14 protein-coding genes and 8 pseudogenes are annotated in these 24,437 nt (G+C 55.7%); 7 read left to right on the top strand and 15 right to left on the bottom strand.

Annotation, left to right across the window (positions count from 1 at the left end; all coding sequences use genetic code 11):
* Positions 1-478: 478 nt before the first annotated feature.
* The 10 genes and pseudogenes from MHM84_RS19020 to MHM84_RS18975 all read right to left on the bottom strand — a co-directional run bounded on the left by MHM84_RS19020 (position 479) and on the right by MHM84_RS18975 (position 11,068).
* Positions 479-1,432: a site-specific integrase gene (locus MHM84_RS19020; RefSeq protein ID WP_239268201.1), complete on the bottom strand. Its 954-nt coding sequence runs from the start codon at positions 1,430-1,432 to the stop codon at positions 479-481.
* On the bottom strand, positions 1,425-3,326 hold the full coding sequence (gene mobH / locus MHM84_RS19015; RefSeq protein WP_239268199.1) for a MobH family relaxase: 1,902 nt from the start codon (positions 3,324-3,326) through the stop codon (positions 1,425-1,427). Before mobH ends, MHM84_RS19020 begins: the two co-directional genes overlap by 8 nt.
* 123 nt (positions 3,327-3,449) lie before the next feature.
* Positions 3,450-3,746 (bottom strand): annotated as a pseudogene (locus MHM84_RS19010) (IS3 family transposase); the annotation flags it as partial.
* Between the two features lie 37 nt (positions 3,747-3,783).
* Positions 3,784-4,841 (bottom strand): annotated as a pseudogene (locus tag MHM84_RS19005) (IS110 family transposase); the annotation flags it as partial.
* A 273-nt stretch (positions 4,842-5,114) separates the two neighbouring features.
* A pseudogene (locus MHM84_RS19000) lies at positions 5,115-5,289 on the bottom strand (DDE-type integrase/transposase/recombinase); the annotation flags it as partial.
* Positions 5,290-5,584: 295 nt separating this feature from the next.
* Complete coding sequence (ltrA, locus tag MHM84_RS18995; RefSeq protein ID WP_343218306.1) at positions 5,585-6,883, bottom strand: group II intron reverse transcriptase/maturase; 1,299 nt, start codon at positions 6,881-6,883, stop codon at positions 5,585-5,587.
* Between the two features lie 676 nt (positions 6,884-7,559).
* A pseudogene (locus MHM84_RS18990) lies at positions 7,560-7,889 on the bottom strand (IS3 family transposase); the annotation flags it as partial.
* Positions 7,864-8,226: a transposase gene (locus MHM84_RS18985; RefSeq protein WP_239268337.1), complete on the bottom strand. Its 363-nt coding sequence runs from the start codon at positions 8,224-8,226 to the stop codon at positions 7,864-7,866. The pseudogene MHM84_RS18990 and the gene MHM84_RS18985, both read right to left, overlap by 26 nt.
* A gap of 236 nt (positions 8,227-8,462) precedes the next feature.
* A pseudogene (locus MHM84_RS18980) lies at positions 8,463-8,705 on the bottom strand (transposase); the annotation flags it as partial.
* A 359-nt stretch (positions 8,706-9,064) separates the two neighbouring features.
* Positions 9,065-11,068: an acyltransferase family protein gene (locus MHM84_RS18975; RefSeq protein ID WP_239268197.1), complete on the bottom strand. Its 2,004-nt coding sequence runs from the start codon at positions 11,066-11,068 to the stop codon at positions 9,065-9,067.
* A 928-nt stretch (positions 11,069-11,996) separates the two neighbouring features.
* Between MHM84_RS18975 and MHM84_RS18970 the strand changes: the two are divergent.
* Positions 11,997-12,876: pseudogene (locus MHM84_RS18970) on the top strand (IS5 family transposase); the annotation flags it as partial.
* Between the two features lie 578 nt (positions 12,877-13,454).
* Here the strand turns inward: MHM84_RS18970 and MHM84_RS18965 are convergent.
* From MHM84_RS18965 to MHM84_RS18945, 5 genes and pseudogenes are all read right to left on the bottom strand, one after another.
* Complete coding sequence (locus MHM84_RS18965) at positions 13,455-14,465, bottom strand: cation diffusion facilitator family transporter (RefSeq protein ID WP_239268195.1); 1,011 nt, start codon at positions 14,463-14,465, stop codon at positions 13,455-13,457.
* A gap of 59 nt (positions 14,466-14,524) precedes the next feature.
* Positions 14,525-15,277, bottom strand: a pseudogene (locus MHM84_RS18960) (IS5 family transposase).
* Between the two features lie 107 nt (positions 15,278-15,384).
* The gene (gene lspA / locus MHM84_RS18955; RefSeq protein ID WP_239268193.1) at positions 15,385-15,906 is read right to left on the bottom strand and encodes a signal peptidase II; all 522 of its coding nucleotides are present in this window, start codon (positions 15,904-15,906) and stop codon (positions 15,385-15,387) included.
* Between the two features lie 77 nt (positions 15,907-15,983).
* Positions 15,984-16,742, bottom strand: a complete 759-nt coding sequence (locus tag MHM84_RS18950; RefSeq protein ID WP_239268191.1) for a ZIP family metal transporter — start codon at positions 16,740-16,742, stop codon at positions 15,984-15,986.
* 37 nt (positions 16,743-16,779) lie between these two features.
* A complete protein-coding gene (locus MHM84_RS18945) occupies positions 16,780-19,389 on the bottom strand; it encodes a heavy metal translocating P-type ATPase (RefSeq protein WP_239268189.1) in 2,610 nt (869 codons plus the stop codon).
* A gap of 508 nt (positions 19,390-19,897) precedes the next feature.
* On the opposite strand from MHM84_RS18945, the gene MHM84_RS18940 reads away from it, so the two are divergent.
* From MHM84_RS18940 to MHM84_RS18915, 6 genes and pseudogenes are all read left to right on the top strand, one after another.
* The gene (locus MHM84_RS18940) at positions 19,898-20,863 is read left to right on the top strand and encodes a L,D-transpeptidase family protein (RefSeq protein ID WP_239268187.1); all 966 of its coding nucleotides are present in this window, start codon (positions 19,898-19,900) and stop codon (positions 20,861-20,863) included.
* A 43-nt stretch (positions 20,864-20,906) separates the two neighbouring features.
* The gene (locus tag MHM84_RS18935) at positions 20,907-21,164 is read left to right on the top strand and encodes a hypothetical protein (protein WP_239268185.1); all 258 of its coding nucleotides are present in this window, start codon (positions 20,907-20,909) and stop codon (positions 21,162-21,164) included.
* A 302-nt stretch (positions 21,165-21,466) separates the two neighbouring features.
* On the top strand, positions 21,467-21,730 hold the full coding sequence (locus MHM84_RS18930; protein WP_239268183.1) for a metalloregulator ArsR/SmtB family transcription factor: 264 nt from the start codon (positions 21,467-21,469) through the stop codon (positions 21,728-21,730).
* Between the two features lie 149 nt (positions 21,731-21,879).
* Positions 21,880-22,095, top strand: a pseudogene (locus MHM84_RS18925) (transposase); the annotation flags it as partial.
* Between the two features lie 174 nt (positions 22,096-22,269).
* A complete protein-coding gene (gene lnt / locus MHM84_RS18920; RefSeq protein WP_239268181.1) occupies positions 22,270-23,730 on the top strand; it encodes an apolipoprotein N-acyltransferase in 1,461 nt (486 codons plus the stop codon).
* A complete protein-coding gene (locus MHM84_RS18915; protein WP_239268179.1) occupies positions 23,723-24,412 on the top strand; it encodes a thioredoxin domain-containing protein in 690 nt (229 codons plus the stop codon). Before lnt ends, MHM84_RS18915 begins: the two co-directional genes overlap by 8 nt.
* Positions 24,413-24,437 lie beyond the last annotated feature (25 nt).

Here is a 24,437-nt window from a genome sequence, read left to right as displayed (position 1 = left end):
GCGCAGCAGACATTCGGCCACGTACTGTGAGTCAACACATCTTCCTGCACTCAGCTTCCCCTGCCCTCTCTGGACCGAGGCTCCACGTTTACAAGATCTAAGATCGCGGGATGAATGCGAAGGTGGTTGCAGGTCAGGTTAAGCTAGTGTAAATAAAAGAAGCCGCTATTGTAAGCGGCTTCTTTAGGATTCTACTAAGCTTCTGATTTTCTTGCCATTTGGTGCCGACACCAGGAGTCGAACCCGGGACCTACTGATTACAAGTCAGTTGCAGTTTGTAACTAAATGTAAAGCCGACTTGTACCGGATCGGTGTGGACCAAGGAAAAGACAGTGATGGCGGGAGGACCGCTTTACGGTGCCTGACTGCCCCCTGCACTGCATTGGCGCTTTGAATCATGGCCAACCTCCCCGTAGTTGTCAACCCACTAATGTATTGGTATGACGAGGGAGGTCATCTCCCCCGCCGCGCCCTGTCCTCACACCGGTGGCCGGGCATTGAGCGCCCGCCGCATGGCTTCGACATCGGGATGGATGTATTCCATCGTGGTGCGGATGTCGGTGTGGTTGAGAATGTTCTGGGTGAGATGGATATTGCGCTCGGGGCTCTCCATCAGGCTGGTGCCCAGGAAGTGCCGGAACCGGTGCGGCGACAGCTTGTAGCCGGTCATCTCCGATAACACCTGAAAGAAGTGCTCGACCTGCCAGGTATCCATGTCTGTGCGCCGATGCCGGTGACTGAACCGGTTCACGTTGAAGAGCTGATCCTGACGCTTGAAGCCCGAGTTGTGGGCCGCGACGATCAGGGTATAGAGGTGCGGATACAGGCCATCCGGAATCGGCAGGATGCTTTCCGAGTGCGTCTTGGAGCCCACGGCCGAGGCGCGGAACAGCCGCTTCTTCAGATTGACGTCCCCGGCCTGGATATGGAGCAGCTGGTTGAGCCGGATCCCGGTGTAAAAGAAGGTCTCCATCAGCACCTGCCAGAACCAGGCCGGATGGATCTTCGAGCACTCGTCGTAGGCGGTCTCGAAGCGCCGGCACACCTTGAGGACTTCGCGCGCGTAGCGTATCTGCAGCGGCTGCAGGGATTTCTTCGGCGCTTTCGGCTGCTTGACCGAGACCTCCAGGAACGGATTGTGGGAGCAGGCAATCAGCTGATGCTTGATGCCGAAGTTGTAGAGCGCCTTGAGGTGGCGGACGTAGTTATTCCAGCTCGCCTCGGTGATGCCGTCGGGTCGCGCCGGCGTGCGGATGATCGCCGTACGCCACTCGATGACCATGGACCGCGTGACCATGCTGGGATAGGCCTCGTGACCCAGATAACGCCGAAACAGTCGGACGACGGCGGTATAGGTGCTGACACTCTTGGGGCGCAAATGCTTGTCGGCGGCGTAGCGGCTCACCAGTTCCAGAAACGACACATCATACATGGGACTCTTCCCCTTCTGCGGGGGCGGTCGCGAGCGTCAACACCCAGTTATCGGGCAGCAGCGTGCGACTCACCTGGTACGGATCCTTGATCAGGTACCCCATCAGCGTTCGGGTCTTGTTCGGTCCCTGGACGGTCACCTTGTGAATGTTCTGTCCCCGGGTTCTGACGTGGCGTCCCAGCTTCTGGAAGCGCTGCTGGACCGTCTTCCACTGCGCCTCGTCGTTCAGCACTTCCGTACTGAAGCGCTTGAAGATGCCGGGGCTGACCAGAAACCAGGTGCCGTTCACCGTGTGCACCGGCGCCTTCGTGTCGTTGATGACCAGGGCATGGTTCGCCAGCCCCGTCGTCAGCCATTGCCAGAACTGTTCGCCCAGGTCCGAAGTGTTGTCAGGTTCTTGCGCTGCCTTTATTTGCGAAACTTCTGTTTTAGCAGAGCCTGAGAGGCATTGCGTGTCGGCAATGTCTGAAAATTCTGTCTCCGAATGCTGACCGTCGCTTGCGATGACTTTATCTGAGTCACGGCCCTCGACTTCAGGAAACAGGTCCATGATCTCCTCGTCCAGAGACGCTGCCGGCGTGTTTCGTGGTGCTTCAGGTATCTTCTGTGGTGCTTCAGAGGTAGAAGAGATTGACGTTCTAGCCTGGGCAGGCGGCGTCTGATCTGTTACCGGCGGAGCGTCAGGCTCCTCGGCCCGTGCCGGTACGTTGCCGGTGGAGCGCCTCGAGTCGGGCTCGCCCAACTGATCGGGTGTCTGGTCCTCCGGCGTCCCAGCGCCCTGAACCGTCAAGGTGCCACTGAACTCGGACGGCCTACCCTCCACGCCCCAGATCAGCGTGGGTGACACCTTGACCATGCTGAAGGTCTGCTGCCAGTCGCCGTCGACGATCTCGCATTGCCAGACGGCCTTGCCTTCGCTGACCTCCTCGATTAACCCATGGGCCTCCAGCTCGCCATAGAGTCGGTTCAGGTCGGCGGGGATACTTTTGATGCCTTGCGCGTAGAGGTGGGCCTTGAGCTCGTTGACCGCCCGCGGCGAGACCAGCCAGAGCGCATCGTCGGTGAGCCACCCCACCCCGCCCTTCTGATTGAGTTTGAACTGTTCCCTGACCAGATAGCGCAGCCCCTCGGCCAGCTTGCGCTGAAGGGAGTCGGTCGGTGCCGCGAGGGCCTGGACCGGATCGCCACCCAGTGCCCTGGCGACGCTGGCACGATCCGCCTTGTGAACCAGCTCGGCAATGATCCCGCCGCGCTCGGTGTGGCCGCTGATCGTGTACATCAGCAGCGCGAAGAGCCTGGGCTGGCTCATCAACCAATCCAGTACCCTAGCGCCCAAGACCTGCTGAGCCAGCAGCGGATTGACGGCGCTGTGCAGATGATAGTCTCGGCCGGCTCGGTAGCGCATGCGGTAGGGCCCCGGAATCGTTCCATGCCATAGGCGCCACTCGCGGCCGTCCTCGAGATGGATCTCGATGTCGACCAGGGCCTTGGCGACGTCGTGCATGAGGGCCGCGTAGATGATGGCCACACTCCAGAGCTCACCGGCCGAACTTTGATCCTCGGGCTTGGCGCCGGGCGGCAACAGGTGGCGCTGTCGTAGGCGCAGTCCATAGCAGGCCATCTCGAGCGCGTGATCGAGCATCCCGCCGGGATAGGCATGGTGATGCGACTCAGAGGCCGGCAGCAGCTGGACAAGCTTGGCGTAGCGCTCAATGGGTGCCAGCAGGTACTCGTCGAAGACGGGCCGCGTCAGGGACGTGGTATCCCAGAGCAGCTTGAGCATGGCTTGGCGGCGTGGAGTCGCGAGCAGCTCCTTGACGGACTGAGGGCGATGGGCCCCTTCGCCAGTCTGTGAGGCAGCGACTCCAGGTCGTGAAAAAAGACGTACAAGCATAAAGTAGACTCTGTCACCAGGATTCCTGTTGTTGTGACAGAGCCGGCTCTCAATGCTAAGAAAGAATGTTAAGCCGGCTTGAGAGGCATTCCAGTCGATACTGAATGAATCGCCCCGGGTATTCTAGACACCCCTCAAGCTCTGGAAGTAACGCCGCTCATACTCAACGGGTGCCAGGTCATCACTCGTCCCATGGCGGCGCCTTGGGTTGTAGAACATCTCGATATAATCGAGCACATCGCTCCGGGCAGCTTCTCGGGTCGGATGGATTCGCCGCTTGATCCGTTCACGCTTGAGGAGTTGGAAGAAGCTTTCTGCTACGGCGTTGTCGTGGCAGTTACCACGACGACTCATACTGCCCACCAGTTGATTGGCTTTCAGAAAGCTCTGCCAGTCGGTGCTGCTGAACTGACTTCCCTGGACGCCCTTCTAAGGTCAAGCGGTGATTTTGAGCCTGATTGATTTTCCGATGACGGTTGCGCAGCACATAGTACAGTTCCCGGGCGATATAGCGTTTCAGGCACCGGATAGCTTCTAGCTTGGAGTGGCCCTGTGCCACTCGTCGGGCAATGTATGCCTGAGTGCCGGCATCCAGCCGGAGGCGGCCGATGGCGATGATATGCAGCGCACTATTGGCAGCTCGATCACCCCCGCGGTTAAGCCGATGTCGCTGAGTCTTCCCCGACGAGGCGGGAATGGGGCTAACGCCACATAGCGTCGCAAAGCTGGCTTCCGAGCCAAGGCGGTCCGGATTGTCGCCCGCCGTAATCAGTAGCTGTGAGGCCGACTCGTAGCCTACTGCCGTGCGAGCTACCAGCTCCGGTGCCAGCTCATCGACGATGGCCTTGATTATGATATCCAGATCAGCAATCTCATCGTGCAGTGCCAGGTAGCGACGCGCGAGGGATTTCAGGGCAATGCGGTAAGCCATCGTGACATCCCGATAGCCGTTCAAATCGGGTCGCCAGGCCGCGAGTGTCCGGAGCAACTGCATGCGTGTCATGTTCCTCAGCAGGTCGCGCAATTCCTCAGGCGCGGAGATTACCTGAGTCTGGGTCATCTGAAGGGCCACCCAGCGCGCTGCGACCGCCGTTTTCGGCAGACCTTCAGTACACGCAAGGACTCGATCATCCCGTCGCGTGTCTTCGGGGTGACCGTGCGAATACCCGCATAGGCTGCGTGGGCGGCATTCTCTGCATCAATGGTGTCATTCTTGCCACGCTTGCGCCGTACGCTCTTGTCGGGCGTGGTAACCTCCAGGATAGGGATGCCTGCGTGCTGCAAATAGCGCAGCAGGCCAGCGCCATAGGTGCCGGTACATTCGATTCCCACCCGACTGACCTCGCCGAAAGAGCGCATCCAGGTCAGCAGGGTCTTGTAGCCGTGCCGAGTGGTCGGAAAGCTGCCGGTACCAAGCACGCGATTATGGACATCCACGACGGCGGCCACATGTAAGTCTTTATGGGTATCAACACCGCCAATAATGACAGGGTGATCGCTCTGCTGATAGACCATGGCGAGTCTCCAGACTATCAGGGTGGCTTCACCGAGTTCGATAGCCTGGACACGACAGTAACGAGACAGGCTGTCAGGCCCTTCTTGAGTCACATGCTTCGACGAGGCGAAACCTCGCCGCCAGTGCTCCCGGTCACCGACAGGTCCAGGAAAGACACACTGTCCGGGTCGATCGGAATGTGAGTCAGGAGACCCGGGAGCTCTCACGGCACCAGGTCTTTCAGTCAATTCATTAGACCAACCCAGAGATGCCCGGCACCCGGTAGTCTTACTATCCGAATGCACCATGACAACCCCTTGCGGCTTTCGCCGCCAAACCGCTGCCAGCAAGGCATCCAATGCCAAGTCAGTGGTCATGCGAGACTTCATCGACCACCACCCGTCGAGAGAACAAGTCGATAACTACCGACAGGTAGAGCCAGCCCTTGTAGGTACGGAGTAGAGTAAGAAGCAGGGCGTAGTCGCGCTATTTCCCTGCTTCTCCTCTCCGAACCGTACGTGCACACCTCTCAGCGCATACGGCTCTCCATTCAAGCGTGGCTCATAGCCAAGGCAACATCGCGGTAACGAGAAGTGACCGCATTGCGTGCGTCTTCCCTTGGCAAATACGGGTTTGCCTCGGGCAGCCGCCACCGGAAAGACATTTTCCGACTTGATACCAATCGACGCAGGCTTACCACACAGAAGTTGCCAAGGTGGTTGGGCCCGAAGAACTGCCATGTCTTGGTTTCTTTCTCACGCGGTCAGCGGAAGTGCTTTCGCATCAACGCTTTAATAGATGCTCTATACTTCCGTGCCAGCCAATGAGCGAGTCGCCAGAAGACAATGCCATCAATCTTCCTGTACGTCATCGCGGTATAGTCAGTAAATTGGTAGAACGTGGCCCAGCCCGCCAGGCGGCGGTTCAGGCGATCTACCATGTCGATCCGGTTTTCGCTGTGATTGCTGGACAATTCCTTCACCAAAGAAGCAGCGAAGTTTCTGGCCTTGGCGCGGGGGATAGACGTGACGGGACGCATCGTGCCATTGGGCCCGCGTTTCCGAATGATTCGGTGTCCAAGGAAGGTGAATCCATCATTGACGTGTGTGATATGGGTCTTTTCCATATTCAGGGTCAGCGAGAGACCCTCTTCCAGAAACCGACGACATTCTTCACGGATGGCTTCGGCTTGCGCCTTGTTTCCCTTTATTACCAAAACGAAATCATCAGCATAGCGGCAATAGGCCACCGCCGGTTTCCACTGGCGGCCTTCACGCAGGGCAACAGGCCGTTGCAGCTGAATACTGGAATTCCAGTACCAGCGGTCATTACGGGCTTTCTTGCTCAGGTAGCGTTGTTCCAGCCACTGGTCGAACTCATTGAGCATGATATTCGAGAGCAATGGTGAGAGTACGCCACCTTGTGGTACGCCGTCGTGGGCAGCATGGAACAGCCCCCTGTCGACGTGACCTGCTTTGGTGAATCGCCATAGCAGCATCAGGAAACGACCGTCCCGAATTCGCTTGCGGACACACCGCATCAGTTTCCGGTGATGTACAGTATCGAAGTAGCTGGCCAGATCACCTTCGATGATCCAGCGCCCCCTCGTTTCATTACTGTCCGTCAACTGAAGTTTCACAGTGCGAATGGCATGGTGCACGCTGCGCTCCGGCCGAAACCCATAGGAAAGGCGATGGAAATCACTTTCCCAGATGGGCTCCATGGCCATCAGCATGGCACGCTGCACAATCCTGTCGCGTAAGGTCGGTATCCCCAGCGGGCGCTGTTTACCGCTGGATTTCGGGGTGTTGATGCGGCGTGCCGGCAGCGGCTGATACGTGCCGTCCAGCAGTTCAACACGAATCTCCTCCAGATGCTGGCTGGAATTCTGTTCGAACACTCGCCGATCTACTCTGTCGATACCCGCGGTTCTGGCCCCTGACGACGCCAGCGTTCTGAGCGCCGCCTCTTGAAGCCAGTCGCGCCGTGCAACCAGTCTCAACAGTGGATCGAACCGCTGGTTCGGATCCGCTGCTGCCCAGGTTGCCAGCTTGCTCTGCATTTCCCTGATTATCAAAGGTCTTCACCTCTCTAGGGTCAGGTAATCCGAGGAGCAAGGCACTTGAACTGCCTCCCTTCGCCATGTAATGGGTTTTCCCCATCGCGGACTACTACGGAGGCTCCGCCAGCTTGCCGGGCGTCGGGGTCGCACTCCCTTGGCATCCCATACAAGCCTTCCCTCGTTCACATGCTGGACTCAAGCATACGGAGGAGGTTGCCGATCGCAGTCTTTACCCTTGCATGCTGCAAGTTGGCGCATCTGTCACGAGTTAGCTGCACACTGCTCGTGACTCCGCCGGCAGTGGGCTACATATCCACTACCGACAGCAGCAGCGGGCCCTACATATACCACTGCTGAGGATGCGCACCTCCTGTTAAGCCGTGTAGGAGGTGGCGACATGTTCAGCCCACAGACACGGATTAATCGGTTCGTGTTCCTCAAGCTTTCCAAACTCAGCCTAGGGGTGCATCTTGGCGTAACGGCTTCGCCTCACACCCCGTTTCCTACGGGTTACGTCACCCTGCCAGTGCACGGCAGGTCACCGCCGCTTCGGCTCATGCCCTCTCGCAGCAGAGAGCAGTCCTTCGCTGAGAACATCCTGTTCGACACGAAGGTATTCCAGTCATGCTTGTGCTCGTTCAGCTGCCTCCTGCAGCCTTCAGAGTCGAGGCACACTGTAGGTGATGTCGGTGACCCACACGATATTGGGCGCTGTTACCTCAAACCGTCGGTCTAGGCGGTTGGGCGATACCATTGCCGGTGTACCGCCGTAGCAACCAGGGCGGCGTCGGTAACCCGTTTGGGAACGTAGCCCTTCCTGGCGCATCAGGCGGGCCACCCGATGCTTGCCACAGGCTTCGCCAGCCTCCCGCAGGTCCTGATGGATTTTACGATAGCCATACACACCGCCACTTTTGAGCCAGGCGTGCTTAATCAGTCCCAGCAGGCGCTGGTCATCCCGGGCCCGCTCAGAAAGAGCATTACGGCACCAGGCGTTGTAGCCACTGGGCATCGTTGATGTCGGTCTTTCGGCCAGGGACGTTTTTGGCATCGCGAGCGTTGACCAGGATGACATCGAACCCGCGCTCTTCGAGAAGCTCATACACCGGTATCCAGTAAACGCCGGTGGACTCCATGGCAACGATGGTTACCTGCTTTTCGCCGAGCCAGTCGGCCAGGAGGCAGAGGTCGCCGGTAAAGGTGTTGAAGGTCCGTACTGGCAGCGCATCCTGATCGAGCGGGATGGCAACCACATGGAAACACGAGCCAACGTCGATGGCGGCCGCGTGAGGGTGGACGACCTGTAACGCGTCCTTGTTGCTGCGGGAAAGTCGGGATGCCATGCGTGTCATGGTAGGGCTCCTCATGAACCCGGGCAGAGAGTCAGAGGAGGAATCGTAGTCAGCGCAAACCTTCCTAAATGGGATCACCCGTGGGGCATCACCACTTTCAAGTACAGAACGATTCCCGAGCCACTTTTTTGACGGGGACAGGGCCACCAAAAAGCCAACGGCTGCGCCTCTGACACGGATTGAGTATAGGAAGCGTCAGAGTTTCTGGCGCACAAGCTGGTAAAGACCCTTAATGGTTCTCGTTCTCCTGATACACGCTTCAGCTCTGCCTTCAAGCGCCGGTTCTCAGCTTAAAGATCAGCATCCTGCTGTCGATGTTCCGCAGGCTTGGCGTAGCGTTTTATCCATTGAAACAGGCTTTAGTCGGACACGCCCAGCCGGGCGGCGACTTCAGCAACGGGATGGCCTCGCTCCGTCACCTGCTTGACGGCTTCGATCTTGAATTCTTCGGTGTATCGTTGACGGCTCATGGAACCTCCTGATGCCTTCAGTATAAGGCCTGGGAGTGTCTACGAAACTAGGGGCGATTCACAGGGGTCAGGAGGTCGCTCAGCTTGGCACACCTCACTCGCGGTTAGGTGACCAACGAAGTATAGCGCTTATCTCCAACTAGTACTAAGTGGCTTCACCTTCAGATACAGGCAGAGGCGGTGGAACTCATGTTTTCACACAGCCTCGGCCAATTCCAGCCGTTAAGTGGATAATGAAATAACTCCATCAGCAGGGCCTTCTGCCAGGCACTATTAACGGTATTAGATAGTAAATGAGCCCTCTCGACACTTGACTGCCAGACGATGAGCGCCACTCCCAGTTGGGCATTTACGTAACCTTACCAAGGGACGCTAACCTTAAACTCTTTCGTCCCTATAGCTTGCATTAGGGTAAGTTCAATATTTTTTCTCTTTCGCACCTCCGCTATTCTCTTCGAAAGCTCAGGGAACCCGCTGGATTTTTTGAATGAATCAGCCGCCATCAAGGAGCCGTAAATGCTAATATGACCATTTTGGTCGTAGTTATAAGGAATATTCTCTTCTGTCACTGCAGATGGAACTCCATTTACATGAAATAGGGAACTTCTATCAATATAGAGAACATTAAGGAACTGATTTGCATAATTCTTTATCTCTTGGTTTACTTTGGCGGCTCCCGCATCCTCTACCCTGCTAAACCTATTGACATCAAAATCCATGTCAAACATCACGCTTCTTGCATACATATCCCTAATATTAACATCAAAGTAAGTAGGTGCAGCCATTACAACAACAAGCTTAGCCTGGCTGGCCGCATAAGAAATTGCATCATAAACCCCCTTCATTTGGTCAGCCAAGTCAATTTTCCACCATGACCCCGAAAGCACCACAAAGTCATAGCTCGAAGCGTTGTCTAAAAAATATTTCCTGTTTATCAGGCACTGGTCGTAGCTTCTCGAAGATGAGTCGCCATATATAACCTCATCGGCACTTGGATAACACCAATTGGTCGTCACAGAGTTAATTTCCGCAGATACTTCTTTCCCTATCCGATCCCAGAAAGGCTCATAATGACCTGCAAAAGAATCCCCAAATAACAAACCCTTCAGTGAAGACCCTTTGTTTCCCAATGTGCATTTAAGTCCTTCCTCACCGATAATAAGACTCTCGTCAGTATTCACATCATAAAAGCACCAACCATTTGTGGCCCGTGGAAGGTCAAGCCTTTCCATGGCCGCATAAAATTCGTCGCTCATACGCTGAGGAAAGCCATGCGATAAAACTATTATCGTCCCAACGGCGGCGGCAAAAGAAGTAGGTATACCGATATTCAATAGTGGGCTATCTGCACTTCTTGCAGGTGTCACTTTTCTCTTTCTTGCTATGTTTTCTACAAAAGTATATGACAGGTAACCAAACAGCACTGAAGCCGAAATTCCTAGAAACACCCAAAAGGGATGTTTTCCCAAACCAAAGTAATTTATCCAGACGACTATTGGCCAGTGCCACAAATAAATTGAGTAGGAAGTTTTTCCCAAGAACTGAGAGAGACGATTAGCAGTTACTAAGGAGTTCTGCCGCGATTGAATGATAATCAAAGCAGTACCGAGCACAGGCAGGGAAGCCAGCCAGCCAGGCCAAGCGACTTGCGAATTAATAAATATTGCGCTTAATACAATCAAACCTATCCCAACCAGCTCCCAGCTTTTTTGACTAAGGTAGCCAATTCGGATTGAAAAAAGAAAAACTAGCGCCCCTACCATCATTTCCCAGGCACGGGTTGGCAATAAATAGAATGCGTGGGTTGGCCATCGACCGGATGCATAAACAGATAAAACAAACGAGAGAATGGCCGCAACCAAGATAAACCAGCGCATCTTCTCTAGCGACACGAATTTCTCTAAGACCACGATAGCCAGCGGGTATATTAGATAAAACTGCCACTCAACAGATAGTGACCAAGTATGCAGCAGCCATTTCTCATATACAGCCTGCTCAAAATAGCCAGGCTCTTGGGAGTAAATGAAGTTCGATATAAAGGCCAAGCTCCCTAAAACCCGTTTTCCTAATTCCTCGTAATTAGAGGGCAATAGCAGAATCCAGCCGACCAGGAGAACCGCAAGGCAAACGAATGCAAGCGCAGGAATTATTCGGCGCGCCCTATCAAGATAAAACCCTAATGTGGTGAACTTTTCTTTTTCCATTCTTGAAAATATAATTCCGGTCATAAGATAGCCCGAAATTACAAAAAATACGTCGACCCCGATAAAACCACCCTGCATTCCAGGAATTTCAAAGTGAAAAAGAACGACGAGAGCAACAGCAATCGCTCTTAAGCCATTTATGTCCTTCCTAAATTCCATGGCGCTACGCCTCAATCACTAAGCAATTTCCTGGCAACCCATGCCCCTTGACACATGAGCAAAAAAAGTTATCAAGCAGCTTCCTTACGGGGCAGATTTTATGGTGGCGTAATACTGGAAATCATTTGGCCATAGGCTTTCTGTAGCACATCGCCCGCTGGCTTACAGGCAGCATTAACAACCAACCTACTTTCCTTTGAAATTATTGGTTTCACAGCACCCACCTTGCTCTCCACAATTAACGAAAACCCATTAAATTTAACAATGGCCGGTACTTTGTGCCAGCGTCCCCAACCATATTGTCGCGGCATAACCCCGCTCTTTTAGAAACCCTATGAACCTAATACGCCCTGAACGGCCTGGAGTCAAGAAGGCAAAGCTTCAACTAATTGAGTTTCAAAAAAAAGAACGGCTTGCATGCTAATTTAGCCATCACAGTACTCAGTTACTTTTAGGGACGGGGGATCGTTCGCTTCATTCCTTACTTAACTATTTTGTTTAGATAGTAGCATTAAGCAGTCTCATCTTTCTCAGATTGACCATCTTCTCAACCTTTACTGCTGCGCCAGATTGAGACTTGTCATGGCCTTGCGATGGCAGGGCAAAGGAGGTTATGCGCAGAGAAAAGTGTATGGAGGAAACTTAAGAGGGTGTTTACAAAAACAATAAGTCATTGAGACGATGGGGATTCTACCACTCAGGGAGAGATCCATTGTCGCAAGGCGGTCGGCCAAGAAAGCTCGGCGAAGCTGAAAAAAAACCTGCTACGTCAGCTTGTTGAAGAATCCCACTGGCAGCACTCAGCGAGCTCACAGATGCCTTCTGCTGGCGAACAGGCCTCTCCGTGCATCACATGACCATACGCAGGCGCCTGGAAAAGATGGGCTTTCGGCGTGAGCGCGCGGCAACACTCCCTGCCCGCCAGGATGAGCCAGAACGTCGTTATGGCTTTCAACCAGCCTATCGCCGTCAACGCCCCGTACAACGCTATCCCAGCTCATTGACCGACGCGGAGTGGCGTCTTGTTGCTGACCTTTTCGGGGAGGAAGGCCAACGCGACACGCCACCTCGCTATCCTCGGCGACTGCTCATCGACGCCTGCTGTTATGTGGTTCGCAGCGGTTGCTGCCCAGGGGCTTTCCACCTTGGCAGAACGTCTATCGAGCGCTCCGCCTCTGGAGCCAACAGGGCAGGTTCGTACGGATGCATGATCGATTACGGGCGCAATGGCGAGAACGTGAGGGGCGCGACCCGATTCCCGGCGCGGCTGTACTGGATGCCCAATCGACACGGAGTTCACCGCAGGGTGGAACCAGCGGCTACGATGCAGGAAAGAAGATCAAGGGCCTAAACGTCATGTGCTCGTTAATACCTTGGGGCTGGTACTTGCCGTGAGTGTAACGGCGGCCAGCGTGCAGGACCGTGACGGTGCTCACCCGGTCATGGCCAATGGCATGGAGAAGTATGCCGGAATAGCCACGGTCTTCGTTGATGAAGGTTATGCAGGACGCTGTGCACAGACGATCCATCACCAGCATGATATTGCGGTCGAGGTCGTACGCCATCCAGCCAATGGCAATGTTGGCCGTTCGTGTACGCCGGGCCAAGGGGATCTCTTCACGCGCCGCCCTGATGCTAATGGCTTTACAGTGCTGTCGAAGCGATGGAGCATTGAGCGAACACATGCCTGGATCGAGAAGGCACGCCAGCTGGTGATGCACCATGACCGACGTGTTGAAGTATCGGAGGCCTGGGTCTGGCTAGCGGCGGGACGTCAACTCCTCAATCGGTTAACTCGCTTGGCCTGAGAATTTGTAAACACCCTCTACATGGACCCGCCTGTTATTCCAGTCCAGAGCAAAAATTCCTACCTAAATATAAACCTAACAGAGCTTTTTTACCTGCCTCCTAGGTGTACGGTCCCGAAGAGTAATGGTCTATCTTATGAGCCACTATCGGAGGATTACCCATGGCAGCCCCAGCATAACAGGAGATAGAGCATCCATATGAAATTCCTATATCAAGGCGTGCAGCCAGTAACTTCTCAATGTATATGGCTGCTCTTTCCCAATTCGCTTCTCGTTAACAATAGCAGATTTTTTGTAAAATTTGGCGGATCGCAGTCATGTCGACTCTCTGTCTGATCGACCTTCTCGCTTTTCCTTGTCCTAAACTTGACGCTGCTAATGTCCAGATGTGCTTGAGCCGTCTCCACCGTTTCTGGGCAGTCTGGAGCAATTGGAGCCCATCGCCAGAATTGTGTCCGGGGAGCCGCAGGTCCGGTTTCGCTCTATTTTCAGGGGACCATGGCGAAGGTCTGAACGTTCCCATTGACTGATGTAAGTCGGGTTCTAACATTGGCGGACCCAAACCAAAGGCAGTTAATTTACTTTACCTGCTCCGTGTTTTGAACACCGCAGTCAGGGTCGGCGTCGCAGGCTCGGCGGGCAGCCGCATCCTCCGGTTGCAGCGTGCTGTGTGAAATGCCGAAACGCTCCTGGAGCATCGTTTGCAGTTGCGGGAGAACAATCTCCCAGCGAACCATTGTTTCCATGTCAACATGCGCGGCCAGCGCGTGGCTGCTTGAGGACAAGCTCCAGATATGCATGTCATGAACTGCGCGCACCCCCTCAATTTCGGTCAGTGCCTGCCCGACTTCATGGGCATCAATACCGTGTGGCACCCCTTCCATTAATACTCGGACCACCTCGCGTAGCAGCCGGACGGCGGATACGAATATTAGCAAGCTTACGAACAGCGACAATATCGGGTCTACTATAGACGGACCGCCCAAGTAGATGGTCGCTCCCGTGGCGAGTGCTGCAATCGAACCCAGTAGATCGCCCATTACATGTAGTAGCGCGCCCCGCACATTCATAGTCCGTTCGCCGCGCATCAGTACCCAGGCGACGATGATATTAACCAGAAGGCCAACCCCACCGATAACCAGAACCACACCACCGTTGACCTCAGGGGTGTCAGCCAGGCGACGAATCGCCTCGTAGGCTATGTACGCGATAACCCCGAACATGAACAGGACATTGACCAGCGCGCCAAGTACTTCTGCGCGCTGTAGGCCGAAGGAATGGTGATTGGATGCGGGTTTACTCGCCAGCCATGCGGCAAAGGCACCGACCCCAAGCGACAGCGAGTCAGTCAGCATATGACCGGCGTCCGACAGGAGTGCCAGCGAGTCGGCCATTAAGCCGCCAATAACTTCAATGATCGCGAAGCCGGTCGTGAATACTAGTGCGAATAACAACGTCTTGCCGCTACCGTGGCTGTGGCTATGACTGTGGCTGTGGCTGTGGCTGTGGCTGTGGCTGTGGCTGTGGCTGTGGCTGTGGCTGTGGCTGTGGCTGTGGCTGTGGCTGTGGCTGTGGCTGTGATCAGGCACGTTCGACTCCTTGTGCTCTCCCTGAATAGACAGGATTCATGCTAGGGGCTGTTGACGTTTCACATGGGTAGCCAGAGGAATCCACACGCCATGGCCACCATACTCTCGTAATTCCGCTTCAGCTTGTCATAGCGGAACGCCACTGCGCGGTAGTGCTTTAGCCGCGCAAAGGCATTCTCGACCAGATGCCGGTAGCGATACAGCCCTTTGTCCAGGTCGGTATTGCCCTTAGTCGAATTACGTTCTCTCAGGAGCACCGGATGGGCTCCCGGATCCTCGGTCTGCTCCGGATGCGTTCATTATTATAGCCCTTGTCAGCCATGATCATCCCGCCAGCGGGTAGTTGCGCTATCAGCTCCGGCACCTCGGTACTGTCATTAACGTTGCCTCCGGTGAGGCTGAAGGCGATAGACAATCCATAAGCATCGACGGCCGGATGAATCTTGCTCGTGTAAACCCTCGCGGCTTTTGCCAATGGCTTCAGGCTGACTGCTGGCAGCGCCGGCACTGTGCTGGTGAGCCTTAACATACGTCCCGTCGATGAATAGCCACTCGACATCAGACTCCTCGACTAGGGCGTTGAATACCTTGAGCAGCTTCCTGCCGCCGACCAGGTATTGAAGCATTTGTAAACCGAGTTCCAGTGTCCAAAGGCACGGGGCAGGTCCCGCCATGGGCAACCCACGCGCATCCGGCAAAGGATGCCTTCCACAGTCATCCGCAGCCCGGGCTTGCGGTAGATAGATGGCCTGCTGAACCAGAATTTTCTCCAGCTTCGACCAGAGTTCGTCACTGAGCATCAATCGGGGCATTGCAGACTCGCAGATTGTTGGCGTGGGAGCCTCAATTCTGCGGGTCTGCTCTTATTCAGCAATGCTCCGTCAACAGTCCCTAGGAATATTAACGATTAACAACAGAGTCAGCGTTCATCACTGTCTGGCTGATGACGAACTTCAGCCCAGATAAAGAGGGCAGCACCGATAAAAATCCATACGTCTGCCATGTTGAACGATGGCCAGTGCCACTGGGCGTAGTAGAAATCCAGAAAATCCTCTACGTAGCCTAGCCGTAAGCGATCTACAGCGTTACCCAGCGCGCCACCAAGGATGGCGCTGAGTGCGAGCCGATAACTTAGTACGCTCGGAGAACGCCATAGCCAGTAGATGAGGAGTATCGAGATAACAAGGGCCAGCCCGATGAAAAGCGGCTGTTGCCAACCACCGGCTTCAGCGAGAAAGCTAAACGCTGCCCCAGAATTGTGGCGATGAGACCAGTTGAAAAAAGATGTGACAGCGACGCTTTCGCCATACGGGAGCATGAAGCTGGCAAGATACTTGCTCAACTGATCTACCAAGAATAACAGGAGCGAAAACCCCAGCCAGTACGTTACCTTTCCCGGCTCACGGTCTTTCTCTGCGAGCCCACTATCGTAAGTGGACATATCACCTTCCCTCTTGTTTACATTACACCGAGAGCCAACACGACAAAAGGCTATGCTGCAGGGGTCAATACGGCGCGTTAGCTTTGCCCCAGTACTCCTTCTAAGCCAGCCGATACCAGCACGAACAGGACGAAGCCGCTTATGAACGCTAGTGGCGAGATATGCGTATCGTCCCCGCTCTCATGTGCCTCGGAGACCATATCTTCGATGGCAGCGACCGTAAGAAGACCTGCCGTGAACGTCAGTGCCGCTAGCTGGAACGTCTCCGGTTGGTTCCTGAGCACGAAGTAAGCAAAGACGGCCGCAGTGAGTACAGGGATCGCAAAGGAGGCAGAGAGCAGGATGCGCTTACTGCGTGGGATCCCTTTGTCTTTCATGTTGGCAATCGTCGCGAATCCCTCAGGGACATCTGCCAGCACCTGGCCCGCCGCCAGGATTAAGGCAACCGACGGTGAGACCGCCGACCCTGCCCCGATCAGAAGACCATCGCTGAACAGATCTATGGATACAGCAATATAGATCATCCAGACGCCGGTCTGGCCGCTTTCGCCCTGCTGGCCTTGCCGCTTCTGGAGACCCTCTACGAGCTTCTCGATACCTACGTAAACAATACCGCCCAAGGCGAAGGTGAAGGCAATCAGCCACGCTGAGAGGTGTTCTAATACTCGCGGCATGATTTCAACCGCCACTACGGCAATGACGAGGCCGGCGGCGCCGTGAAGGGCGTAATTGAGTCGGCGACCGGTAGTCCGGGAAGCCTCCGCAGCGAGTCCTCCACCGAAGTTTCCTAGCGCAGGAAGCAGCGCCAAGCCAAGTACAACCCAAATGCCATCCATAACCATCCTTCCCTGGCCGATTTCTAGATATGATCTGCTAGATGCCCGCCGGCGAGCCGACGCGTGTCGGTCCTTCCGGCGACGCAGCGGCCGACGTTCCTCCACCGCGTGTCGGACCCTGTCGGCTCTCGAAGCGTAGCAGACGCAACGCGTTAAGCGTCACCAGCACCGTGGCGCCGGTATCGGCCATAATGGCTATCCAGAGCCCAGTCAGGCCAAACATGGTCGTCAACAGGAAAACCGCCTTCAGTCCCAGTGCGATAGCGATATTTTGGCGGATATTGTTCATGGTCGCGCGAGCCAGACGAATCATTGCCGCTATGTCGGTCACGCGATTGCGCAGCAAGGCACCATCGGCCGTCTCCAAGGCGACATCAGTACCCGACCCCATGGCCACGCCAATGTTAGCCGTGGACAGCGCCGGGGCGTCATTGATCCCGTCGCCAACCATTAACACCGTATCCTTGGAGATTATTCCCTTGATCGCTGATACCTTGTCGTCAGGTAGCAGTCCAGCCTGGTATTCCAGGCCGATGGTATCGGCAATGGCCATAGCCGTACGCGGATTGTCCCCAGTCAACATAATCGAGCGGATGCCCAGCGCCTGGAGGTCCTTAATGCCGTCGATGGCGTCAGCACGCGGCTCGTCTCGCATGGCAATCAGCCCAATGAGCGAGGCGTCTCGGAGTACCATGACGACAGTCTTGCCCTGATCCTCTAACGTTGAGATTCGAGGCTTCAGAGCGTTCGTCACTACGCCCCTCTCTTCGGCGTAACGCGGCGAACAAACATAGCTGCGCGAGCCGTCAACTTTCGCCTCGACGCCATGGCCCGCGATGACACGTGCATCAGATCCTTGCGTAAACCTAATGTGATGCGACTCAGCATGGCTTAGCACAGCTTCGGCTAGCGGATGGCTGGAACCACTCTCGACGCTGGCGGCCAAGGCAACAACGTCATCCTCGCCGCAGCCATCAGCAGCGGGTATAACGTCGGTAATGACTGGTTTCCCGGCGGTCAGGGTACCGGTCTTGTCAAAGGTCACGAGGCTAGCCTTGGCGGTGGACTCGATCACCGCGCCCCCCTTCATCAACAGTCCTCGGCGTGCACCGGTAGATAGCGACGAGGCGATAGAAGCCGGCACCGAAATCACCAACGCACATGGACAGCCGATCAGCAACAATGCAAGAGCACGATAGGTCCACTCCCCCCAGGCGCCACCGAATATTAACGGCGGAACGATCGCAACCAATATTGCGGTGCCGACCACCGCGGGCATATAGACCCGGCTGAAGCGATCGATGAAGCGCTCAGTGGGCGCACGCGCTTCCTGTGCCTCTTCGACCAGGCGGATAATCCTGGCGATGGTGTTATCTTCGGGTGCCTTGGTGACACGAATGCGCAGCACAGCATCGTTATTGATGGACCCGGCGAAGACCGGCTCGTCCGTGGTCTTGCTCTTGGGCACCGATTCACCGGTCACCGGCGACTCATCAATAGCCGATGTTCCTTCAATGATCTGCCCATCGGCAGGGATCCGATCCCCAGGTCGCGCGATGACGACCTGACCAATCTTCAGTTGCGCTGCATTTACCTTGCGGGTCGCCCCTTGGGCATCTTCGATCAGTGCAGTCTTGGGCACCAAATTGCCCAGAGCGCGGATACTCGATCGGGCACGGTCTGCGGCCACCCCTTCGAGAACCTCGCCGACGGCGAACAGGAACACCACGAGCGCCGCCTCCTCGGCGGCACCAATGATCAGCGCCCCACCGGCAGCGATGGTCATCAGCATCTCGATGGTGAATGGCATGCCTGCTCGCGCCGCAGCAAGGGCACGTTGCGCTACGGGAACCAGCCCGACCAGACATGCCAGGAAGAACGCCCAATAAGCCAGCGACTCCGAACCCAGCAAGCGGACGACCGCGGCGGCCAGCAGGACTGCACCCGTCATCAGCACGAGCCAGCCTTTGCCACGCAAGAACCAGCGTTTGGGTGAGGTTGAGACAGCATCAGCGGCATCGCCGTCAGCCGCATCACTCTGCGATGCGGTATTGCCGTCGGACATATCAGGAGTCATGGCAGCGCGGGGCGCTACGCTATAGCCGAGCCGCTTGACCGATTTCTCGACGCTTTCTGGCGACGTCTGCTGTTCGTCGAGCTTCAGCGTGAGGGTTTCGTTCATGACCGATACTTTGACATCGGAGACACCAGGCAAACTCTCAACTGCGCCACGAATTTTCGCCGCGCAACTGGCGCAATCCATACCGCCGACTTTCCAGCTGAGCGTGCCCTCGGAGTCGGTCCGATCAGGTGTCGTCATCATATCGTGGCCGTGGCTGTGAGCATTACCGCCACAGCCGCAGTGTGAATGACTCTCGGCGGGGTCATTCCTTGGCCTGACGCTATTGGGCAAGGATTGGGCGGCATAGCCAAGTCGCTCGACGGTCTTCTCGACGCGCTCGGGCGAAGTTTGTTGCGTGTCCAGCGCAAGGGTCAGGGTTTCCTTCATCACTGAGACCTGCACGTCGGATACGCCTCGCAAGCGCTCCACCGCGCCACGAATCTTGCCGGCGCAGCTTGGACAATCCATGCCATGAACGGTCCACTGGTACGTATTATCGGATAGCTCGGTATCTGCAACCGTCATGAAAAGTTACCTCGACCAAATTGGTTGACTAAATCCTAAACCCTCTAGTGGCTATAGGATCAAGTCGTACCGCTCCCCCTAGCCTCGAGATGGCATACTGGTGGGCTGCTGGCCGATTACCGTCTGTGTCGACCTGTTCAGCGATGGCCTGGATCGAATGACGGTCGTCGCGGTCAAGGGGAAGTTATCGAAGCCCACGAGAGCGAAGAGGGTACCTCATCTGTCGGTTCTGACCTCGTTCGTGGGCGGCTTCGCCCTGCTCATGCTGATCTCTGCGGTCCTGAAAAATTCCTGGGCACAGGCTGAACGCATAAATGGACCCTGCCGTTCCATTGTTTTAGTTTACGACCTTCTGGGTGGGCACCGCCTTCGCCAGTACCTAGGAAAGAGTGGAATGCGAAAAAACAGGACGCGGCCAATGCAAGCAAGACTTCCAAGGGTATTTCATTGTCTAGTACTGGGCCTGCTGGCGATACCGCGTGTGCTCATGGCACAGGAATCGTGGCCGATGGGCCATTATCCCCTGCCCAAGGAGGGAGACTTCATAGGCGAAGTGAAGACTGTCGAGGCAGATCATGAAGACACCCTGATCGATATCGGCCTGCGCCATGGCATCGGCTACAACGCCATTCGTCAGGCGAACCCGGACACCCGGGTCTGGCTGCCTGGTGAGGGCACCGACGTTGTGGTCCCGACGCGCTTCATCCTTCCGCCGGGCCCGCGCGAAGGTATTGTGATTAATATCGCGGAGCTGCGACTCTATTACTATCCTTCAGTGGAGGAGGGCGAGGCACCACGTGTCGAAACCTACCCCATCGGCATCGGCCGTATGGACTGGCAGACACCACTAGGTGAGACGCAAATCACCGCTAAAGTAGAGGACCCCACCTGGTACCCTCCGCAAAGCATCATAAAGGAGTATGCAGAACGCGGTGTAGATTTGCCGAGGATCGTGCCTCCCGGGCCTGATAACCCCTTGGGAGACTTTGCCATGATACTCAGCATACCAGGCTACCTGATCCATGGCACCAACCGTCCCCAGGGGGTCGGGATGCGCGTCTCGCATGGCTGCATTCGCATGCTTCCGGAAGACATAGAAGATCTTATCTATCGAGTTCCTGTCGGGACGACGGTTCGTCTGATCAATGAACCGCTGAAGCTTGGCTGGACACCACAGGGCACGCTCCAGGCCCAGGCCTACCCGGTGCCCGACACCTCGCCGGAAGAACTATCGGCTCGCATCGAGAAGGCCTTCGACGCCGCTACCCTGGCGGCCAACGATCGCAAGTTCCTCGTCGATTATGCCCGCTTGAAGCAGATGGTGGAGAACCCCAACGGCATACCCCAGCCGTTGCTGCTGGCTGAAGCACCGTTCGAGATCCCTGCAGGCTCCTTTTATAACCACGTCGAGCTCGACCATGCCCTCTATAGCCAGCTGGAGGCCTCCCTGCCCGAGGAGGCAACCAACGAGTAGGCAAGCTTGAGGACGGCAGTAGCTCGGCGACCGGGTGCGCACCATGCTGGCCAATCACGGCATTCGTCGTAGCGTGACCGTAGAGGGGTTCCAAGCCTCCCGAGTAGTAATCAGCCACACCGACAATACCGTGATTGCCGGCAAGTTCGCCCAGGCCGGCCTAGGATCAGCAAGTGGCTCAGGCGTGCCGCTGATGCGCGACGAGGCAATGAATTCAATACGTCCCGCATCGGCCTATTTAGCCACGGTAATCCGCATCGTACAGGACCCTGAGCGAGCACTGGAAAAGATGGAAATGTAGGGACTACGAAGTGAGGGAAGCGATCAGCGCCCCGGGCTTGCACCACAACCTGACCATCTCTATCTCTTCGGGGTATCCGGATTTTTTGGTTGATTGGCTCGACCCACAAGGTCGCAGCCAATCGCTTACCACAGCGGATTACTTGGTTGATGACACGCCTATAAGGAGGATCAACCTCACTGGCCTAGCAATTTTCCACTTGAGTAGCGGAATAGCATAGAGCTAACTAATGGGATCCCACTTGACCCAGTATTCTTCCAGCAGGTATATTCAATAATATCAATATATCTTGAAGTATTGGAATGAGAGAAGCCCAAGCAGTTAAAGCCTTTGCAGCACTTTCCCAAGAGACAAGACTCCGCATCATCAAGCTGCTGGTGGTAGCAGGGGCCAGTGGTTTACCCGCTGGTGAGATAGGAGCCTCGCTGGGTGGTGTGTCATCGTCTCGGCTCTCTTTTCACCTCAGCCAGCTTGAGCATGCTGGTCTCGTCAAAAAGCGGCGAGAGGGGCGCTTAATCATTTACAGCGCTATTTCCCGGCGCTGTCTGACCTCGTTGCGTTTCTGATGCACGACTGCTGTCAAGGGCACTGTGCCTATTGCGACGAAGCTATTGAGTTATTTGCTAAGTGCGAAGGGTGCCCCACATCAACCAGTATTTCGGATTTGGACACATGAGCCGACTAATCTCTTTCGTCGAATCCAACCTTGTATGGTTTATCATTGTTGTAGCCGGGCAAGCCGACGCAGAATGCGTTCATCGAAAGCTTCAACGGCAAGTTCCGGGACGGCTGCCTCAACCAGCACTGGTTCCTGAGCCTGGCGGATGCACGACACGAAATCACGCAATGGAGGACCCACTACAACCATGTCAGACCGCACAGCTCACTGGGTTATTTACTACCGGTAGCGTATGCCGAGCAGTGCGCATGAGGGGCGATTTCTTACATTGATCGCGGACCTAAACTAGGGGAAAGTTCAGGAGGGGCCTCAGCGCTTCTTAAACCAGATAATCCGGATACACAGTTTCACTTTGTAGCACTGGGTCCCGTTCGTGTTTCCAAGGCGCTTCTGGTACAAAAGGCCCGTTACGCCAAGGAGTGTCTCATGCGATTTTCCTGCCGCCCCTGGATGGGGTACGTAATAGCGCTCTTCGCGGGGGCCCTAACGACGCTGACCTTCTCTCCCTTTGAGCTTTGGTGGCTAGGGCCGGTCGCCGTCGGCCTCATGTACTTAGGCCTGCATGACCTGACCCCGGGCCAGGCGGCCCTGCGAGGCTGGTGTTATGGCATCGCGCTGTTCGCCACAGGGACGTCATGGATCTACGTGTCGATCCATGAGTACGGTTACACGGGGGTGCCGCTATCAGTCTTCCTTACGTCCCTGTTTGCCGCCACCTTGGCACTGTTCTATGCCATTCCCTTTTGGTTTTATCGGCGCTTTACTGGTTCGCGGCTAGCCTTTCTATCCTTCGCCGGGACATGGGTACTGATTGAAGTGCTACGGACGTATCTCTTTACCGGTTTCCCTTGGCTATTGCTGGGAAGTGCGCACGTCGACTCTCCTTTGGCGCCGCTGGCCCCCGTTGGCGGGGTATACCTGTTGACATTGGCTACTGCCATGACCGGCACCCTGGGGGTGGAGCTCCTGCGTCATCGCTGGTGGGCAGGGGGCGCGATCGCTGCTCTATGGCTATCCCCCCTGATGTTTCCTACTCAGTGGACGATACCCAGCGAGGAGCCCGTACAGGTGAGTCTGTTGCAGGGCAACCTGCCCCAACTGACTAAATGGACGAGCGAGGGGAAGCGCAACGCAGCCAGTACCTATGCCCGCTTGACCCGCGATATTGCCGATGATGTAGATTTGGTTGTATGGCCGGAAACGGCGCTCCCCATGTATGAGTATCAAGCCGAGCCGCTGTTGGAGCGGGTTGATGCCACCCTGCCATCAGGGACCGGGCTACTCACTGGTATTGTGCAGCGCGACGACTCGGGCCGCTATTACAATGCTGTAGTCGGCGCCGGCGAGGTGACGGATGTGTATCGTAAGGCGCATTTGGTACCGTTCGGTGAATACATCCCACTGGAGAAACTGCTGCGTGGCATTATCGCCTTCTTTGATCTGCCGATGTCAGACTTCACCGCAGGCGATTCCGAACAGGACCCGATCCGAGCCGCTGGCCTGCGCATCGGCACGGCGATCTGTTACGAAATTATCTTTCCGAATCTAGTGGCGCAACGCGCCGATGATGCTGATGTATTGCTCACTGTGTCCAATGATACTTGGTTCGGTGACTCCATTGGGCCGCTTCAGCATCTGCAAATGGCCCGGCTACGTGCCCTTGAGAATGGCCGCTATGTCATGCGTGCGACTAACAATGGGGTAACGGCCATTATCGACCCGCAGGGTCGAGTTATCGAACGCGCAGCTCAGTTCAAGGTTGCCACCCTTCGCGGAGAAATCCGGGCCATGCATGGCCTGACACCGTTCACGCGTACCGGAAGCTGGCCAACCTGGCTATTGGCTACGGTGCTGATTATACCAGGGATACGCAAGCAAGATGGCTAGTAGAGATATGGCTTATAGCCAATTCGGTAAGCAAAGAAAAAATGTAACACAACGTAGAATTATAGTAACTATTATATCACTTGCTATTCTTGTCGCCTGGGTTGGTGATTACTTATATACGATAAGCGAGCCCAAGGCCGGGGCTGCTCACGAAGAGGGTCAGCTCGTTCGTCCTTACTCCCCTATCCTCGGCCCTAGAAACGCGCCAGTAACCATCGTCGAGTTCTTAGACCCCACCTGCAGGGCCTGCGGTAGTTATTACCCTCTAGCAAAAAGAATAATGCAGCAACACCCTGGTAAAGTTCGTCTCGTAATCCGGTATGCTGCCTTTCATAAAGGGGACAAGGAAGCGATAAAGATGTTGGAAGCAGCACGATTACAGGGGGTGTTTGAGCCAGTGCTCGCTTCACTAATAACCTCTCAGGCTGTCTGGAATACCCAAGAGGGAACAGACCTTGCCAAGGCGTGGCAAATAGCTGCCCAGTCCGGCCTGGATGTGGAAAGCGCTAAACGCGATGCTGCTCAGCCCATGATTAACGCTAGGTTCGATCAAGAAGCCAGGGATGTGCTTGCGGCAGGGGTGCGTCAGGCACCGATGTTTTTTATCAATGGCCGCCCTTTGTCCCAAGCCAGCCAACAGCAGCTTATCGACCAAGTTCGAGCGGAAGTCATGGAACTCTAAGCTGGCAGGGAGCGGCCACTGAAAA

This window comes from Halomonas sp. McH1-25, from assembly GCF_022348165.1.
Lineage (GTDB): Bacteria > Pseudomonadota > Gammaproteobacteria > Pseudomonadales > Halomonadaceae > Modicisalibacter.
This window is presented reverse-complemented; position numbering and strand designations above follow the sequence as displayed.

What these genes read in the sequence shown, in the direction of transcription:
- mobH (WP_239268199.1), bottom strand. Translation starts at nt 3,326, where the DNA reads ATGCTTGTACGTCTTTTTTCACGACCTGGAGTCGCTGCCTCACAGACT.
- MHM84_RS18935 (WP_239268185.1), top strand. Translation starts at nt 20,907, where the DNA reads ATGCTGGCCAATCACGGCATTCGTCGTAGCGTGACCGTAGAGGGGTTC.
- MHM84_RS18915 (WP_239268179.1), top strand. Translation starts at nt 23,723, where the DNA reads ATGGCTAGTAGAGATATGGCTTATAGCCAATTCGGTAAGCAAAGAAAA.
- MHM84_RS18945 (WP_239268189.1), bottom strand. Translation starts at nt 19,389, where the DNA reads ATGACGGTTGCAGATACCGAGCTATCCGATAATACGTACCAGTGGACC.
- MHM84_RS19020 (WP_239268201.1), bottom strand. Translation starts at nt 1,432, where the DNA reads ATGTATGATGTGTCGTTTCTGGAACTGGTGAGCCGCTACGCCGCCGAC.
- MHM84_RS18985 (WP_239268337.1), bottom strand. Translation starts at nt 8,226, where the DNA reads ATGGCATCCCGACTTTCCCGCAGCAACAAGGACGCGTTACAGGTCGTC.
- MHM84_RS18940 (WP_239268187.1), top strand. Translation starts at nt 19,898, where the DNA reads ATGGGCCATTATCCCCTGCCCAAGGAGGGAGACTTCATAGGCGAAGTG.
- MHM84_RS18950 (WP_239268191.1), bottom strand. Translation starts at nt 16,742, where the DNA reads ATGGATGGCATTTGGGTTGTACTTGGCTTGGCGCTGCTTCCTGCGCTA.
- ltrA (WP_343218306.1), bottom strand. Translation starts at nt 6,883, where the DNA reads ATGCAGAGCAAGCTGGCAACCTGGGCAGCAGCGGATCCGAACCAGCGG.
- lnt (WP_239268181.1), top strand. Translation starts at nt 22,270, where the DNA reads ATGCGATTTTCCTGCCGCCCCTGGATGGGGTACGTAATAGCGCTCTTC.
- MHM84_RS18930 (WP_239268183.1), top strand. Translation starts at nt 21,467, where the DNA reads ATGAGAGAAGCCCAAGCAGTTAAAGCCTTTGCAGCACTTTCCCAAGAG.
- MHM84_RS18975 (WP_239268197.1), bottom strand. Translation starts at nt 11,068, where the DNA reads ATGGAATTTAGGAAGGACATAAATGGCTTAAGAGCGATTGCTGTTGCT.
- lspA (WP_239268193.1), bottom strand. Translation starts at nt 15,906, where the DNA reads ATGTCCACTTACGATAGTGGGCTCGCAGAGAAAGACCGTGAGCCGGGA.